Source organism: Microbacterium marinilacus, assembly GCF_019753765.1.
Taxonomy (GTDB): Bacteria; Actinomycetota; Actinomycetes; order Actinomycetales; family Microbacteriaceae; genus Microbacterium; species Microbacterium marinilacus.
In genome coordinates this window covers 1-16,815 of sequence record NZ_JAIJZW010000008.1, presented here as the reverse complement: position 1 = coordinate 16,815, position 16,815 = coordinate 1, and the positions used below count along the sequence as shown (strand labels likewise).

8 protein-coding genes are annotated in these 16,815 nt (G+C 72.0%); all 8 read right to left on the bottom strand.

Translation table 11 applies throughout. From position 1 onward, the window contains the following. Nucleotide 1: 1 nt before the first annotated feature. Complete coding sequence (locus K5S26_RS13240) at nt 2-2,416, bottom strand: transglutaminase-like domain-containing protein (RefSeq protein ID WP_221858980.1); 2,415 nt, start codon at nt 2,414-2,416, stop codon at nt 2-4. After that, nucleotides 2,413-3,699: a DUF58 domain-containing protein gene (locus tag K5S26_RS13235; protein WP_221858978.1), complete on the bottom strand. Its 1,287-nt coding sequence runs from the start codon at nt 3,697-3,699 to the stop codon at nt 2,413-2,415. The genes K5S26_RS13240 and K5S26_RS13235 overlap by 4 nt, the downstream gene beginning before the upstream one ends. A gap of 22 nt (nt 3,700-3,721) precedes the next feature. Then, nucleotides 3,722-4,693 (bottom strand): AAA family ATPase, encoded by a 972-nt coding sequence (locus tag K5S26_RS13230; RefSeq protein ID WP_221858976.1) that lies wholly within the window; start codon nt 4,691-4,693, stop codon nt 3,722-3,724. A 73-nt stretch (nt 4,694-4,766) separates the two neighbouring features. Then, nucleotides 4,767-10,937, bottom strand: a complete 6,171-nt coding sequence (locus K5S26_RS13225) for an Ig-like domain-containing protein (RefSeq protein WP_246604018.1) — start codon at nt 10,935-10,937, stop codon at nt 4,767-4,769. Nucleotides 10,938-11,051: 114 nt separating this feature from the next. Further along, a complete protein-coding gene (locus K5S26_RS13220; RefSeq protein ID WP_221858972.1) occupies nt 11,052-13,124 on the bottom strand; it encodes an acyl-CoA dehydrogenase family protein in 2,073 nt (690 codons plus the stop codon). 176 nt (nt 13,125-13,300) lie between these two features. Next, nucleotides 13,301-14,560 carry an HTTM domain-containing protein gene (locus K5S26_RS13215; protein WP_221858971.1) on the bottom strand — a complete coding sequence of 420 codons (1,260 nt, stop codon included), beginning with the start codon at nt 14,558-14,560 and terminating at the stop codon, nt 13,301-13,303. After that, complete coding sequence (locus tag K5S26_RS13210) at nt 14,557-15,303, bottom strand: DUF5819 family protein (RefSeq protein WP_246604017.1); 747 nt, start codon at nt 15,301-15,303, stop codon at nt 14,557-14,559. The genes K5S26_RS13215 and K5S26_RS13210 overlap by 4 nt, the downstream gene beginning before the upstream one ends. 97 nt (nt 15,304-15,400) lie before the next feature. After that, a partial coding sequence (locus tag K5S26_RS13205; RefSeq protein WP_504739584.1) for an LAVTG motif-containing sortase-dependent surface protein occupies nt 15,401-16,815 on the bottom strand: 1,415 nt, incomplete at its 5' end.

Below are 16,815 nucleotides of genomic sequence, written 5' to 3'. Positions count from 1 at the left end.
GTCAGCGTTCCTTCCTTCTCGCCGAGACCTGCTCGCGCAACGACCGCACGCGCGTCGCCACCGACGAGCCCTGGGTCAGCGAGCGGAGGTTCAGCCGTGCTCGTAGTCTCTTCCACAGCGAGGCCCTGCTGCTCATGCCGCCGACGACCTCGTCGACCTCGGTCCAGAACGCCTCGATCTCCCCGTCGGTCGGCTCCCCGGGGCCGAACACCCCGGCGTCGGCGCGGACCGCGAGCGTCGCCACGCGCGGCTCCTCGAGCGTCGCCACCAGCTGCGCCGACTGCTCGTAGCGGGTTCCGCCGGCGGGGACTCCCCGACCGAAGTCGACGGCGCGGTCCATGAGCTCGTCCCAGCCGCCGCTCATCCGGTCGGCCGGCGCCTGCGCCTGGCGGCGCTTGCGGCGGCGCGCCGCCTTGATCGCACCGATGATGACGAAAGGCGCGAGCAGCAGCGCGATGGTGCCCAGGCTGATGCCGCCGATCGCCAGCGCGAGCCCCAGGTATCCGGGCAGCGGCTCGTCGTCGTCCTCCGCCTCGCGGTCGTCGGGCACGAGCGGCGGCTCGTCCGCGTCCTCCTTCGGGGGCGGGGGCGGCTGCAGCGGCATGGGCTGGGGATCGGTCTTCGGCTGCGTCGTCTGGTCCTTCGGCTCCTTGTCCTCGTCCGGCGTCGCGTCGAAGGCGACCCAGCCGGAGTCGGCGAACGCCACTTCGACCCACGCATGCAGGTTGTCGCCGTTCGCGACCAGCTGCCCACCGTCGGACTCCTCGGCGTGGAAGCCCATCACCACGCGCGCCGGGATGCCTACCTCGTGCGCCATCAGCGCCATGACCGCCGCGTACTGCTCGTCGTCGCCGACCATCTGGTCGGCGCTGGTCATGGTGGCCAGCCGCGCGGAGCCGTGTCCGGACGGCGAGAACTCGGCCTCGTCGAGACCGTGGCTGAAGAAGCCGCCCTCGACGAGGAAGGTCTGCAGCGCCTTGACCTTCTCGAACGGCGTCTTCGCCGCCGCCTCCGAGATGGCGTCGGCCGCGAGCTCGCCCAGCCGCTCCGGAACGGCGACGGGCTGCGGCACCTCCACCTGCGCGAACGCATCCTCGGCGAGCGTCGCCTCGTCGGGCACGGACGGCACGACGGTGGTGAAGGTGTACGCGTCTCCCTCGGCCAGGCCCGCGGTCACGACGCCCGTCCCCGTCGAGGGGTTGTAGTAGGTCGCGCGGCGCAGCTCCTCCGCACGCCCTCCCTCGAACTCGACGGCGTCCACCTGACCGACATCGGGCAGCCAGACGTCGCGGTACGCGCCGATCTCCACGCGCACCTCGGCGGTCTCGCCGTCCACTCCGGCCGCCATGTTCGAGCGCAGCGGCGTGAACGCGCTGGAGGAGTCGGAGACGTTGTAGACGACACCCGAATACGCGTCCATCGTGCCGAGCCTCACCCGCGCGCCGTCCGGAAGACCGGTCGCGGTGAACAGGGGCTCGTCGGCGAAGTCGTCGACGTAGATCCGGAAGTCCTGCAGCGGGCTCGGGAACTGGCGGATGTCGAACGGCGGGATGATGACGTCGCGGATCACATAGCGGATCTCGTTCGGCGGGGCGAACAGCGTCGAGACCCCGCCGACGGCGGCGGCCACGCCGAGCACGCCGGCGGCGGTCGCGACGCGCCGGATCACGTGTCGCCTGTCCTCGTGGGGCTGGTCCTCGGAGGCGACGGCCACGGCGCTGCGCGTCGGCGCCCAGGCCTCCCTCACGGCGACCCAGGCGATCGCGACGACGCCGAGCAGGATGCCCTGCAGGACGGGAGCCGCCACCTCGGACGTGCCGAGGGCGATCTGCAGCGCGATGGTCGCGCCCGCTGGCAGCAGCGCCCAGGCCGCGGGTCTCACCCGCAGCGCGAGGCTGGCCGTGAGGGTGGAGAACACCAGCAGCAGGAGGAACGGCACGATGAGGTGGCCGTCCTGCGGTGCGACGGGCGGCACGGTGGTCAGCAGCGACTTCCACGACGTGACGACCCCGAGCGCCAGCTTCTGGAGGGTCTCGAGGCTGGGCAGCACGCCGACGATCGTGGTGTGCGGCAGGGCGAGCGGACCTCCCAGCAGGAAGTACGCCACGACGACGCCGGCGGCTACCAGCAGGATGCCCCACCGGCGCAGGGCTCCGAGGGCCGCGATGCCGAGCCCGAGGATCAGTCCGCCCAGGCCCGCGAGCAGCACCACGGGGCTCTCGAACGTCGGCCAGAACCCGATCACGGCGACGAGCATCAGCAGCGCCGACGCTCCCAGGTCGAGCACCCAGCGACGTGCTTCGAGGGGCGCGGGGGCGGGCTTCGCGACAGCGCGGCGCGGCGCGGCGGGTGGCTGCGGCGGCGCGGCCTCGTCGGCGGGCGCACCGCCGCCAGAGGCCTCCAGCGTCGAGGTCATCCGAGCACCCTCCGAAGCGACGGCGGCAGCTGGTCGAGCGCGCCGATGGTGACCACGTCGGCGTCGCCGATGCGTCGACGGCCCGGCTCCTCGCCGAGTGCCGCGACCACGGCGAGCACACGCGAGTCGGCGGGCAGCCGCGAGATCGCCGCCTGCAGCTGGGACGCCGGCACACGGCTGCCGCAGGCCAGCACCACGACGCTGGCGGCGGGGGCGGCCGCGGCGATCGCCCCCGCGAGTGCGGCGGTGCCGCCGCTGCGCGGCCGCGTGCTCTCGACCCCCGACAGGGAGTCGAGCAGGTGCCTGGGGCTGTCCGTGCGCAGTGTGCCGGCCTGGGTGCGCACATCCACCCGGTAGGAGTCCCGCAGCGCGCGAAGCCCCAGGGAGCCCGCGGCCGAGACGGCCAGCTCGAACTCGTCCGGGTCGGCGTACTCGCCGGGATGGCTCGACAGGCCGATCACGAAGTGCGAGCGGCGGGTCTGCTCGTACGTCCGCACCATGAGCGTGCCGGTGCGCGCCGTCGACCGCCAGTGCACGTGGCGCAGGTCGTCGCCCGGCTGATACTCGGACAGGGCGTGGAACGAGATGTCGTCCCGCGCGAGCTCGCGCGAGATCATTCCCTCGAGGTCGCGCACGAAGCCGAGCGACTGGCCGTCGAAGCGCACGGTCTTCGGATGCACGAACAGGTCGACGGGCTCGTCGCGGCTGTCGACGCGCTCGAACAGGCCCAGCGGATCGCCGCGGACGATGCTCACGGGGCCGACCGGCAGCACGGTGCGCCGCGGGGTCGGGATCGCGAACAGCTCCTCGATCTGCTCGCCCGGGGCGAGGTGCCTGATGCCGAACACCCCGCGCCCCGCGCCCACCGGCAGCACGACGCGGGAGGGCAGGATCGGCCGCTGCCCGGAGTTGGCGAGCGAGAGCGCGCCCACCGCCCGCTCGCCCACGACGACGCGCGTGCGGGTGAGGTCGAGGCCCACGTCGTAGGTCGTGCGCCCGATCAGGAACAGCAGGCACAGCGCCACCACCGAGGTCACGACGACCGCGGCGGTCGTGACCTCCCGCCACCCGAGCCACAGCCCGACGACCCACAGCAGTGCTCCCGCGCCGATCGCCACCCATCCGATCGGACGCACCACCCCCGCGGCACGGCGACCCGCCACGGCGGCGCGCCCGGCCGCGTACAGCGCGACCTCCCGCCAGCTCGCCTGGGCGGGGCGGTCGTCGCGGGCGGGGGCCGCCGCGGGGGCGTCCGCGGTCTCTGCGCTCGTGGGGGTCGTCATCGGCGGGCTCGGATCGTCCTGATCAGACGGCGGCGCGGGTCTGCGGGGCGGCGACCTTGTCGAGCACGCGCGCGATCACGGTCTCGGGGGTCGTGCCGACGAACTCGGCCTCGGGGTCCATGACGAGGCGGTGGGCCCACACGGGCTGCGACAGCGCCTTGATGTCGTCGGGGATCACGTAGTGGCGTCCCTGCGCGGCCGCCCAGACCTTCGCGAGGCGCACGATCGCGATCGCACCGCGCACCGAGACCCCCAGCCGGGCGTCCTTGTCCGTGCGGGTGGTCTCCGCCAGCTCGGCGACGTAGCGCAGGACGGCGGGCTCGACATGGACGGTCGCGGCGAGGTCGGCCATGTCGGCGACCGCGCTCGTGGTGATGATGGCGGTCAGACCGGCCGACGGGTTGCGGTCGGCCGAGCCGGCCAGGATGCGCTCCGTGACCTCGAGCGTCGGGTAGCCGATCGACGTCTTGATGAGGAAGCGGTCGAGCTGCGCCTCGGGCAGCTTGTAGGTGCCGGCCTGCTCGATGGGGTTCTGCGTGGCGATGACGAGGAACGGGCGACCCACCTCGTGCGGGGTGCCGTCGACGGTGACGCGCGACTCCTCCATGACCTCGAGCAGCGCCGACTGCGTCTTGGGCGACGCGCGGTTGATCTCGTCCGCCAGCACGATGGAGGCGAACACCGGGCCGCGGTGGAACTCGAACGTGTGCGTCTGCTGGTCGTAGATCGTCACACCGGTCACGTCGCTCGGCAGCAGGTCGGGCGTGAACTGGATGCGGTTGGACGTGCCCTGCACGGTCGCCGCCAGTGCCTTCGCCAGGCTGGTCTTGCCCGTGCCCGGCGCATCCTCGAGCAGCACGTGCCCCTCGGCGAGCATCGCCGCGAGCACGAGGCCCACGATCTCGCTCTTGCCCATCAGCGCGCGGTCGACGTTGTCGACCAGTCGGCCGAAGGTGCCCTGGAACCAGGTCGCCTGTTCGGGGGTCATCGTCATCGCGCGCTCTTTCTCTGGAAGGACGGGTGCTGCAGGAGTGGTCGACGGTGAGGCTGCGGAGAGGGGGCGGAGGTCATGACGGGTGCTGGTAGATCCATCTCGGCGTGGAGAGGCTGAAGCCGTTGGGCCCGGTGACATCGAGCCATACTTCCTTCCCCTCGAAGCCGTAGAAGCACCCCAGCTCGGAGCTGCCCGCTCCGGAGAGCGTCCTCTTCACGGTCGCGAACCCCGAACCGCCGTCGTTGTAGTCGCGGCACACGATGGAGTAGTCGCCGGCGGGGAAGTTCTCGTAGTTCAGCTGCAGGTAGTGGCACCGGCCGTTGCACCCGTCCCCGACCCCACGGTTGCGCTCCGACGCGCTGACGGTGGCCGCGGGCTTCGGCCGGTCGGCGGTGCGGCCGCTCGCCGACGTCTCGGCGCTCCACTGACCCTCGGAGTTCTGCACGCGCACGGCGATGGTGTGCGTCTGCTCGTAGTCGTACTGCACCTGCTCGCTGTCGCTGAGCGGCCTGCTCTGCCAGGCGCCGCCGTCGACGCTGATCTCGAGCGCCGTGATGTCGCGACCGTTCGAGTTGGCGGGGCTGCTCCACGAGTACGTGATGGCCCGGTTCTCTGCGCCTGACGGCACCGCCTGCGCGGCGGGCGCGGCGGGAGGCCCGAAGGGCACGGCCGCCGACGACTGCGCGGACGCGGGGCCGGACTCGGACTGCACGCCGCCGGCGACCGCGTGGGCGCGCACCGCGACCCGGTACGAGGTGCCGTTCTGCAGGCCGCCGATCGTCGCCGACGTCGCGGTGCCGACCGGCGTCCACGCGCCGCCGTTGACGCTGTACGAGTACTGGATCTCGCCGGAGCTCGCGCCCTCGGCGGTCGCCGCCGACCACGACGCCTCCACCCAGCCGTCGCCCGCCTTCACGTTCGGCGTGCCCGGCGCGGTGGGAGAGGTGAACTGCCGAAGCGGCGTGCTCGCCTTGCTCCAGGCGCCCCAGCCGGCCTTGTTCTTCGCCCGCACCTGGAAGGTGTAGTCGGCGGTGCTGGCCGGCAGCGTCACCACGTAGCGGGTGCCCGACGTCGAGTGCACGTCGCCGTATGCGTTGCCGCCGCGGTACGCCTGCACCTGATAGGTGTCGACCGCGTCCCCGCCGGCGTCGGCGCCCTGAACCGCGGGCCACGTCACCTCGACGCCGCCGGCAGTGCTGCCGATGGACGACTGTCGCTTGACCGACGCCGCGCCCGGCGCTGCGGGAGGCTTGGCGGGGATGTTCGTGCCCGACTGCGGGCTCCAGTCCGACGGGTCCGGCGCGCTGTTGTGGGCGCGCACGCGCACCGTGTAGGCGGTGCCGTTCGCCAGCCCGTCCCACCACAGCTGGGTCGCCCCCGCGGGCACGGTCTTGGTGTTCACGCCGTTCGGCGGGGCCGGGGTGATCTCGAGCTCGTACTTGGTGATCGGCGAGCCCTCGTTGCCGGGCGCCTTCCAGGTCACCTGCAGGCCCCCGTCCCGGAACTGCGGCAGCTGCGGCGCCGCGGGCACGTGCGGGCGCACGTCGGGACGGCCCTCCTGGCTCGCCGGCGACGCGTCGGACTCGCCCACCTTGTTCACGGCGGTCACCGCGAACGCGTACGTGACGTTGTTCGTCAGGCCCGTCAGGGTGCACGTCGTCTCGGGGCAGACGGTCTCGTACTCGCCACCCTTGACGGCCGTCACGCGATACTCGGTGATCGACGCGCCGTTGTCGGCGGGCGGACGCCAGGTGAGGGTCAGCTGGCGGCTCTGCACGTTGCTCACCGACGCCTTCGGCGGCGCGTCGGGGCGGCCCTGCACGGTCACGTTGACGCGGGCCTCGGCCGTCCGGTCGGGGTCTCCGGTCTGATCCTCGACCTGGTACCGCACGACGAGCCGGCCGTGGAAGTCCTCGGCGGGCGTGATCGAGACGCTGTCGTCGTCGAACTCGACGCTCGCGTCCTGCGACGAGCCCACCTCGAGCTGCGCGTTCGTGACGGTGAGCGGCGCCTCGCCCGCGAACGGGTTGACGTCGTTGTCCAGGACGGGCACCGTGAGCGTCTCGCCCTGGTTCCACTCCGCGAACGTGTCGTCGGTCGCGACGGGCAGCTCCCGCGTGGACGCGGTCACCGTCACCTCGATCGGAGCGGTGACGGGCTCGGGGCTCTCGGGGTTCTCCTCGCCGTCGTCGACCCCGACCGTGATGGTACCGACCGTGCCCTTCTGATCGGCTTCGGCCGTGACGCTCAGCGTCGACCCCTCGATGGCGGCCTCGATGCCGTCCGGCACCTCCACCAGCTCGAACGTGAGCGGATCGTTGTCGATGTCGGTCGCCAGCCCCGACAGCTCGACCACGCCGGGCTCGGTGTCGCCCGCCCCCACTCGCACGGACGCGCCGACCATCTCCGGCGGCTCGTTGACGGGCGCCGTGACCGTGATCGGGATCGAGAGCGTCGAGACACGCCCTTTCGGGTCGTCCGGCCCCGACCCGTCGGTCACCTCGAACGTCACCGCATCGCTGCCCGAGTAGCGATAGGCCGAGGTGTAGGTGAGGGTCTGCGCGTCGACCACCAGCGACGATCCGTCGCCGTGCCCGGACGTCACCTTCTCCGCCTCCGTCAGCCGGACGGAGTTGCCGCTGGCGGCCTTGACGTAGTCCGCGAGGGGCAGCGTGATCGACTTGCCGCTCTGCACCTGCGCGGGCTCGGTGTCGAGGAGGGTGGGCCGCAGATCCTCCTGGCCCGGCACGTGGATGAACGCCTTCGAGGACTGCCCGTCCTCGTCGGTGACGGTGTAGCCGATCAGGCGACGCGTCTCCTGCACGCTCACCCGCGCGCTGCCGTCGCCGATGAGCTCGGCGCCGTCGTCGGTCTCCAGCGCGATCTCGAGGGCCTCCGCGGTGCCGTCGGGGTCCTCGTCGTTCTCGAGCAGCGGGATCTCCGCCGTCTGGCTCTCCGGATCGATGTCGCCGATCAGCACGCGGTCGTCGCGCGCGATGGGAGACTGCAGCGGCACGTCCTCGTCGACCGTGATCTGCAGCACGCCCTGCGCCCGTGCGCCGCGCGCGTCCTCGATCGTGTACTGCAGCGACGTCTCGAGCTCCCGGTCCGGCGCCGTGACGATGACGCGGTTGCCCACCGCCTCGGCCTCCACGGCGGGGTCCTCGCCGAGGATGAGCCCCTCCGCCCCCTGGATCAGGCCGAAGCGGTCGCCGTCGGGGTCGGAGTCGTTCTCGAGCACGGGAGCGGCCACCACTCGGCCCGGACGCATCGCGAGGCTGTCGCGCACCGCGTACGGCTGCTGGTTCTGCGCGGCGGCGGGCGCGATGCCGACGCGGATGGTCGCCGTCGCCTCGGCGCCGAACGGATCGCGCACGCGATAGGCGAACGTGTCGAGCCCGGATGCGTCTCGGAAGGCCTCGTACACGAGGCGGTCGGCGCCCGTCTCGACGATCGTGCCCTTCTTGGGTCCGGAGGCGAGGCCGATGAGCTCGACCGAGTCGCCGTCGCCGTCGATGCGGTCGAGCGGGATCGCGATCGTCGTCTGCGTGCCGGCGAGGGCCCGGGCCTCGATGTCCTCCGGCCTCGGGGTGTTGTTGTTCTCGTCGTCGAGCGGCATCACCTGGATCGCCACCTGCGTGGCCGCCCGCTGCCCGGTGCTGTCGACGGCTGCGTAGGTCACGTAGACCGTGCCCGGCTGGTCGCCCGCACGGAAGCGCACGCCGTCTTGCGAGACGAACGCCTCGCCGGCAGCGGGATCGGGCACCTCGACCAGCTCGGGATCGACGTGGAACTCGTCGTCGTTGGGGTGGTAGTCGTTCTCCAGCACCGGGATCGTGACGACGTCGCCGACGCGCACCACCGCCGAGTCCGGGTTCACGACCGGGGCGCGCAGCTTCGACGGCGACGGCAGCGCGATGACGACCACCTCGCCCTCGGCCGACGCCGCACCGTTCGAGATCGTGTACCGGATGGTGACCTCGCCGCCCTCGGTCGTCATCCCGCGGTCCGTCACCCGCAGCGACTCGTGGCCGAGCACCGAGACCGAGACGCCGCTGTCCTCCGCGGCCTCGACGGACTGCACGACGAGGACGCCGCCCGCGGGATCCGAGTCGTTGGCGAGCACGTTCACGAGCGCGTCGCCGCCGACGGGCAGCAGGGCGACGTCGCGGACCGCGACCGGCGGGTCGTCGCTCTCGACGGGCTCGATCACGTCGACGCGCACGATGCCCGGCACCGGCGCGGTGCCCGACGTCGTGACGAGGTAGTCGACGTAGTACGTCCCGACCGTGCCCGACTCGAACGTGAACGTGTCCGACGCGTAGTCCGTGACGATCGAGGCGCCCTGCACCTCGCTCACCTGCGTCAGCTCCAGCGGCTCGTCGCTCGCGCTGAGGTCGTTCGCGAGGGGCGCCACCGTGCCCTGCTGCCCGGCCCGGACGACCATGTGGTCGGCCGTGGCGAGCGGCGGGGTCGATCCGCTCGCGCGGACGTCGAGCTTGAACACGCCGGTCATGCTGGCGTCCCCGTCGGAGACCGTGATGTTCACGTCCGTCGGGCCCTGATTGCCGGAGATCGCGCGATAGGTGATGCGCCCGTCGGCCGTGAACTCGGCCTCGTCGCCCTCGGCGGGCGTGACCGACTCGAGGTAGATGTTGTCGCCGTCCGGGTCGATCCAGTCGGGCAGGACGTTGTAGGTCACCGAGCTGCCGGTCTCGACGGGTACCGCGATCTCGCGCAGCTGCTTCGGCGCCGCGTTCTCGGCGTCCGGGTGCACGTCGATGCCGACGGTGGTCTCGGCCGTGCCCCCGGGGCGTCCGTCGCTGATCTCGTAGCGGAAGGAGTCCACGCTCGTCACGCCGGCGGGCACGGCGATCTGCAGGGACGTGCCGTCGTTGATCAGCTGCACCTCGACGCCGGGCGGTGAGCCGTCCGGCAGGCTGATCACGAGCACGTCGCCGTCGGGATCGCTGTCGTTGTCGAGCACCGGCAGGATCGTCGACGCGCCGGCGCGCACCCCGAAGCGATCCGGGTTCGCGATGGGCGGCGTGTTGTCCTCGCCGCGGTCGGGCGGCGAGGGGTCGGGCACCTGCACGGTGGTCGGATCGGGGTTCTCCACGCCGTCGCCCTTGGGCGGCGTGAGATCGTCCCAGTTGTCGACCTTCTGCAGCACATCGCTCGCGAGCCATGCGGCGCCGCTCATCACGTCGTTGAGCATCACGACGTCGCGGTTGACGCGGAAGCGCAGCTCGCCTCCGGCCTTGTAGTCGCGGATGGCCGAGGACAGGTCGTCCGCCTCGCCGACGCAGTCGCGCAGGAAACGGCCCGACTCCATCCACGCCCCGTACGCGCAGCCGTTCAGCCACACCGGCTCGGCGGGTGTGCCCGACGTGGCCCCCGCGGGCGTCGCGGTCGGGTCGGAGCCGTCCAGCGGCAGGCGCAGCAGCTGCGTGCGGGTGGCGACGACCACCGCATCACCGTCGGCGGCGTCGAGCGCCAGCCGTGCGTCGTCCGGCTCGTCCAGCGGCAGCGTCGGACCGTCCGGCACGATGACGGCACCGGCGTCCTCGTCGAGCAGCACCGGCACCTCGCCCACAGAGGTGATCGAGAGCACGGCGCCCTCGCCGACCCCTTCGAGCTCCTGCTCGCGGATCGTGTCCTTGTCGACGTCCCCCTCCGGGGTGACGGGCAGCGTGTACAGCGTCGACCTCTCCGGCGACACCGCATAGACGGTGCCGTCGCGACCCACGGTCACGACCGCGTTCTCGCCGAGCTTGTCGAGCACGGGCTTCGCGGCGGCGACGGAGAACTCCCCCAGGCCCCCGTACGGCACCACGTGCAGCGCGCCCTTCGCGACGTCGAGCACCGCGATCGTGCTCGCCGCGTAGTCGACGAGGGCGTCGGCCGGCAGCTGCACGCTCTCGCCGAGCGCGACCGCGGCGGTGTCGATCGCTCCGAGGGTGTCGTCGCCGAGGTCGTGCACCAGGGCGCGATCGCCGTCCTGCAGCACGTCGTAGTCGGCCGTCGGCGCGGCGAAGCGTCCGTCGAGCACCTCCGACTCGGCGTTGAAGTGGCCGACGAGCTGCTGATCGGTCTTGGTGATCCAGACGGCGCCGTCGTTGAGCTCGAGCTCGGTGGTCGGGTTGCCCTCGTAGGCGACGGCCATCGTCGTGATGCCGATCGCCGCGACACTCACGATGGCGGCGCCGGCGAGCGTGCGAGGGCGCACGTGAAGCCATGACATGGCCGTCATCGTGCACCCCCTCGCCCGAGTCCTGGCGTTATCCTAATCGGCCGCCGCTCGGGCCCGAGAGCCCGCTGCCGGGGACCTCTGCCCCGCCGGGGCCGGGGGTCCCGCTCAGCCGCGCTGGGGCTTCTTCTCCTTGACGGGAGCCTCGCCGCTGGCGGCGAGGTCGGCGTAGTGGGCCGCGGCCTCGTCCTGGCGCTCCTGCTCGGCGCCGGAGGCGATGGGGGCACGCACGTGCTCGGGCTCCAGGCCGAAGGCGTCGACCAGGTCCTGCGCGTGCGGGCGCAGCCTGAGGCAGAGGCGATCGATGTAGCGCGAGAGCGCGATCGCCCGCTGGTTCGAGAGCCGCCCGTGCAGGAGATACCACGCCAGGTGCTTCTCGATCAGGCCCAGCCCGAACAGGTCACGCAGCCAGCCGAGGATCTGACGCGTGCCCTCGTCCTCGATCGAGGCGACGGCGTCGGTGAACGCCTCCCACTGCAGCAGCTCGCCGTGCGCGCGGGCGGCCTCCAGCAGCTCGACCTGGTTCTCGTTGAACAGCGCGGCCGCCGCCTCCGGCCCCAGCTTGGCGGCGGGACGCAGCCTGCCGGCGACGTCCGCGACCATCTGCTGCACGCGACCGGCGAGCAGCTCGTGCTGGTCCTTCGCCCGCAGGCCGAGCTCGACCGAGCGCGCGACCTGTCCGAGGTCGGCGACCGCCTGGCCGAGCTGACGCAGACCGGCTCCGTGGAACACCTTGCCCGCCGTCTGGCCGACGACGAACGCAGCGATCTCCTTCGGGTCCTTGCCCTTGAACTGCTTGGCGTAGTCGCCGAGCAGGCGCTTGCCGACGAGCTGCAGCAGCACGTTGTTGTCGCCCTCGAAGGTGGCGTAGACGTCGAGATCCTGGCGGAGGTTGACGAGTCGGTTCTCGCCGAGGTAGCCGGCCCCGCCGCACGCCTCGCGCGCTTCCTGGAGCGTGTCGAGCGCGTGCCACGTGGAGAGCGGCTTGAGCGCCGCCGCGAGCGTCTCGAGGTCCTCGCGGTTCTGCTCGGTGTCGGTCTCGCCGCCGAAGACGCCGTGGAACTTCTGCAGCAGCTCGTCGTGCGCGAACGCCTGCGCGTAGGTGGTCGCGATACGCGGCAGCAGGCGGCGCTGGTGCTTGCCGTAGTCCATCAGCACGGTCTCCGCGCCGGCCGCGCCCGCGAACTGGCGGCGCTGGTTGCCGTAGGTGACGGCGATCTTCAGTGCGAGCGCCGAGGCGTTGGTCGCCGAGCCGTCCAGCGAGACCCGGCCCTGCACCAGGGCGCCGAGCATCGTGAAGAAGCGCCGGCCCGGGCTGGCGATCGCGCTCGAGTACGTGCCGTCGGCAGCGACGTCGCCGTAGCGGTTGAGGAGGTTCTCACGCGGGACGCGCACGTGGTCGAAGTGCAGGCGCCCGTTGTCGATGCCGTTGAGGCCGCCCTTGACGCCGTCGTCCTCGCCGCCGACTCCGGGCAGGAACGCGCCGTCGTCGTCGCGCAGCGGGACGAAGAAGCAGTGCACGCCGTAGTTCACCCCACCGGTGATGAGCTGGGCGAAAACCGTCGCCGCCTTGCCGTGCACGGCCGCGTTGCCGAGGTAGTCCTTCCACGCGCCGCGGAACGGCGTGTGGATGAGGAACTCCTCCGCCTCGGCGTCGTACGTCGCCGTCGTGCCGATCGCCGCCACGTCGGATCCGTGGCCCGTCTCGGTCATGGCGAAGGCGCCGGGCAGGTCGAGCGACAGCGACGCGGGCAGCCACTTGTCGTGATGCGGCTTGGTGCCGAGCTGGTAGATGGCCGACGTGAACAGGCCCCACTGCACACCGGCCTTGATCTGCAGGCTCGGGTCGGCGAAGACGAGCTCCTCGAAGCTGGCGAGGTTGCCGCCGTTGTTGTTCTCGCCGCCGTACTCGGCGGGCATCGCCCGCGCGATCGAGTTGTGCGCGACGAGCTTCTTCAGCTGCTGGAACACCCGCTCGCGGTGCTGGTGGTGCGTGAGCCCGTCCTCTCGCCAGAAGGCGGGATCCTTGATCATCTCGCGCGCGGTCCGGCGCACGTCTGCCCAGGTGCCGAGCAGCAGGTCGGTGACGAGCGGGACGTCGATCCTCGCCGCTTCCGGCGGCGCGCTCTCGGCGGCGCGCGCGTCGCGGGACGTCTGTGGGCGAACGGCGGTGTCTGCCATGACTGCCTCTCGAAGGGGACGTGGGGTACGGATCCCACGGTAGGTCGCGCACAGCGCTGGGGCACGGACGTTGTGGGCGAGCGACAGTCAGCGCTCGTCCCGGGACGTGGGTGGCTTGTGCGGGCGCCACAGCGGCGCGGGCGTCCCCCTCGCCCGCACCGTCGCGGCAGCCCGGCTCAGCCGCGCGCGCCGGCCTCGGCACGGACCGGCTCGCGCCCCTCCTCCTCGACCGGCTCGGGCTCCTCCACCGGCTCGGGCCTCTCGCCGCCGGGGCGGCGTGGCGCGACGTCCGGCGAGCGCTTGTCGTCCTCCACCCGGGCCGTGTCCCCGTCTCGCAGGCCGTCGTCGTTGCGACCTCCGTCCGCCGCGCGTGCGTCGTCCCGCTCGAAGCTCTCGCGCACGGCGCGGGACAGCCGCAGCCACGTGCGATCGCGGATGAAGATGAAGTCGATGCCGATCATCGCCAAGGAGAACCACGGCAGCCCCATGAGCACGCCGATGCCGATGTGGAACGACATGATGCCGATGAGGGCGACGATGCGCGTCGGTCGCGTCAGCAGCATGAGCGGGAAGGCGACCTGCAGGATCACCGACCCCCAGCTGATCGCGGCGACGGCGGGACCCCACGCGGTCACGAGGTCGCTGAGGACGGGCCAGGTGCCGAACCGCTCGGTCATGAGCGGCGCATACACGGCGTATCCGCCGGACCAGGGCTCTCCGCCCGCCTTGTACAGGCCGCCGGAGGCGTAGACGAAGCAGACCTGGGCGGTGAGCGCGACCAGCGCGAGGTTGTGCAGGAGGCTGCTGATCTCGCGCGGCAGGATCGTGCGGTCTCCGGCGCGTGCACGCCGCCGCGCGTCGAGCGACCAGCGCGCGGCCGGGTCCGCGAAGAACAGCACCAGCAGCACGATGCGGTACATGTTGTCGCCCTGGTCGCCGACGGCGTCGTTCATCTCGATGAAGCTGACCCACAGGACGAAGTAGACCGGCAGCACGACCTTGAAGCGCCAGCCGAGTGCGAAGACGACCGCCAGCACCAGCAGCACCACATACAGAGCGGTGAGCACTCCGTCGTCCAGCCGCACGTTGTGGAACAGGCTGAACAGCCAGATGCCGGTGAAGTCGCTCTGGGGCTGCGCGGCCTCCCCGTTCCACGCCGATCCCGAGCCGAAGGTGTAGAACCGGGTCGAGAAGTTCGTCAGCAGCAGGCCCGCACCGGTCAGGCCGAGCACGATCCGGGTGACGGCGAGCCCGTACAGCGACTTCTTCGAGTCGAGCAGCCACGACTCGGTCCAGAGGAAGACGTGCGACGCGGTCGCCAGCAGCGCGCGCCACCCCGCGCCGATCAGCCGTGCCGCAGCGCGGGGCGCCCGCAGCAGGATGGAGAGGGCGCGGGCCGCCCCGGCGTCACCGGCCGTCTCGCCGCGCGGGCTCATCGGCTCATCCGCTCGTACTGCTCACGGAAGACGTCGGCGAAGCGCTCCGACGACTGTCCGTCCTCCACCACGAGGCCGCGCCAGCCGGTCGGCGAGTACTGCACGGCGGGACGCTCGGCCTCCGGATCGTGTCGCTCGGCGAACGGGATGACGTTCTGCCGGGTCGCCCGGAACTGCACCCGCTCGACGTCGTCGCCCCACACCGCGAGCGCCACCTGGGTCGCATACGCGGTGGCCCGGTGCTCCTGTTCGAGGTAGCTGTCGACGGTGCCCTCGGACGATGTCTCCGCGAGAGACCCGGCCATCCGCTCCTCCCACTCGGGCTTGAAGTAGTTGAGCTCGACGATCTCCTTGCCGGCGTCGTCGAGCTTGCCCCAGGCGCCCTTGAACTGACTGGAGACGTCCATCGCCTGGATCCCCGCGCGGGGGGTGAAGAGGTTGTACCGGATCATCGAGACCTCCACGTCGGTGGCGCTGACCCACTCGGTCTCCTGGCCGTCGACGAGCGCGCGCACCTCGAAGCGGTAGTCGCCGTTGATCGGCTCGGGGGCGAAGACGCTCCACGACTGCCCGAGCACGGGCAGCATGTAGGCGGCGAGCACCTTCTGGCCCACCACCTCTCGCAAAGGCGAGACGGGGGCGATCCAGAGGAACGTGGCGAGCACGTGCCATGCGGTGAAGGCGACGGCGACGAGCATCACGACACGCGTGACAGGCCTCCGCCGGACGAGCTTCTCGGTCAACGCATCCGTCTCCCCCCCCCTCCACGGGCTGGGAGTCGGGTGTGCCCCGGTGAGGTCGTCACCGGGGCACACCCGACCCGTCTAGCGGATCGTCGGATCAGACATCCGCGTTGCGGCGACGCTGGGTGGCCCAGATCGCGGTGCCGGCGAGGATGAGCAGGACCGCGAGCCCGCCGATCGGCAGCGCGAGGTCACCGCCCGTCGCCGCGAGCGACGACCGCGCGAGCACCCGGAAGGTCTCCGACTCGGCGCCGGAGGTCTCGCCGACGAGCTCGACCTCGTGCTGGCCGACCTCCTCGTCCGCAGGGATCGTCCAGGTGAAGACCACCTCGCCGTCCTCGTTCGCAACCTGCGAGCCCAGCGCCGTCGGCGTCGAGTACACGGTCGCCTCGACCGTCTCGCCGGGCTCGAAGCCGAAGCCTCGGGCCGTCTGCGAGTCGCCGTGGTAGCGCACCGGGTGGTCGAGCGTGGCGAGGATGCCCGAGCCGTCGGCGTCGCCGTCAGACGACGTCGAACTGTCGGACGAGGCCGAGCTGTCGGACGAAGCCGAGCTGTCCGAAGACGCCGAGCTGTCCGAAGACGCCGAGCTGTCCGAAGTCGCCGAGCTGTCGGAAGACGCCGAGCTGTCGGACGAAGCCGAGCTGTCCGACGAGCTGGTGCTGTCGGTCTCGCTGTCCTCGTTGCCGTCCGCGTCCGCTGCCGCGTTCGAGGAGGCGTCGCTGGACGCATCCGCGTTCGCCGCCGCGGCCGAGGCCGCCGACGCGTTGCCGTTGGCCGCCGCCGAGGCGTCAGCCGCCGACGTCGACGACGCGTCCGCGTTGCCCGCAGCGGCCGCAGCCGCCTGAGCCGACGCGTTCGCCTCGCTCGAGACGTCCGTCGACGCGTCGCTGGACGCATCGGCGTTCGCCGCCGCCGCAGCAGCCGACGTCGCATCCGCGTCCGCAGCAGCCGAGGCCGCCGTATTCGCATCCGCGTCCGCCGCCGCCTGAGCAGCCGCCTGAGCCGAGGCGTTCGAGTCGTCATCGGCGTTCGCCGACGCCGACGCCGAAGCCGCCGCGTTCACGTTGCCATCGGCATCCGCCGCCGCGGCCGAGTCGGTCTCGCTGTCCTCGTTGCCGTCCGCGTCCGCTGCCGCGTTCGAGGAGGCGTCGCTGGACGCATCCGCGTTCGCCGCCGCGGCCGAGGCCGCCGACGCGTTGCCGTTGGCCGCCGCCGAGGCGTCAGCCGCCGACGTCGACGACGCGTCCGCGTTGCCCGCAGCGGCCGCAGCCGCCTGAGCCGACGCGTTCGCCTCGCTCGAGACGTCCGTCGACGCGTCGCTGGACGCATCGGCGTTCGCCGCCGCCGCAGCAGCCGACGTCGCATCCGCGTCCGCAGCAGCCGAGGCCGCCGTATTCGCATCCGCGTCCGCCGCCGCCTGAGCAGCCGCCTGAGCCGAGGCGTTCGAGTCGTCATCGGCGTTCGCCGACGCCGACGCCGAAGCCGCCGCGTTCACGTTGCCATCGGCATCCG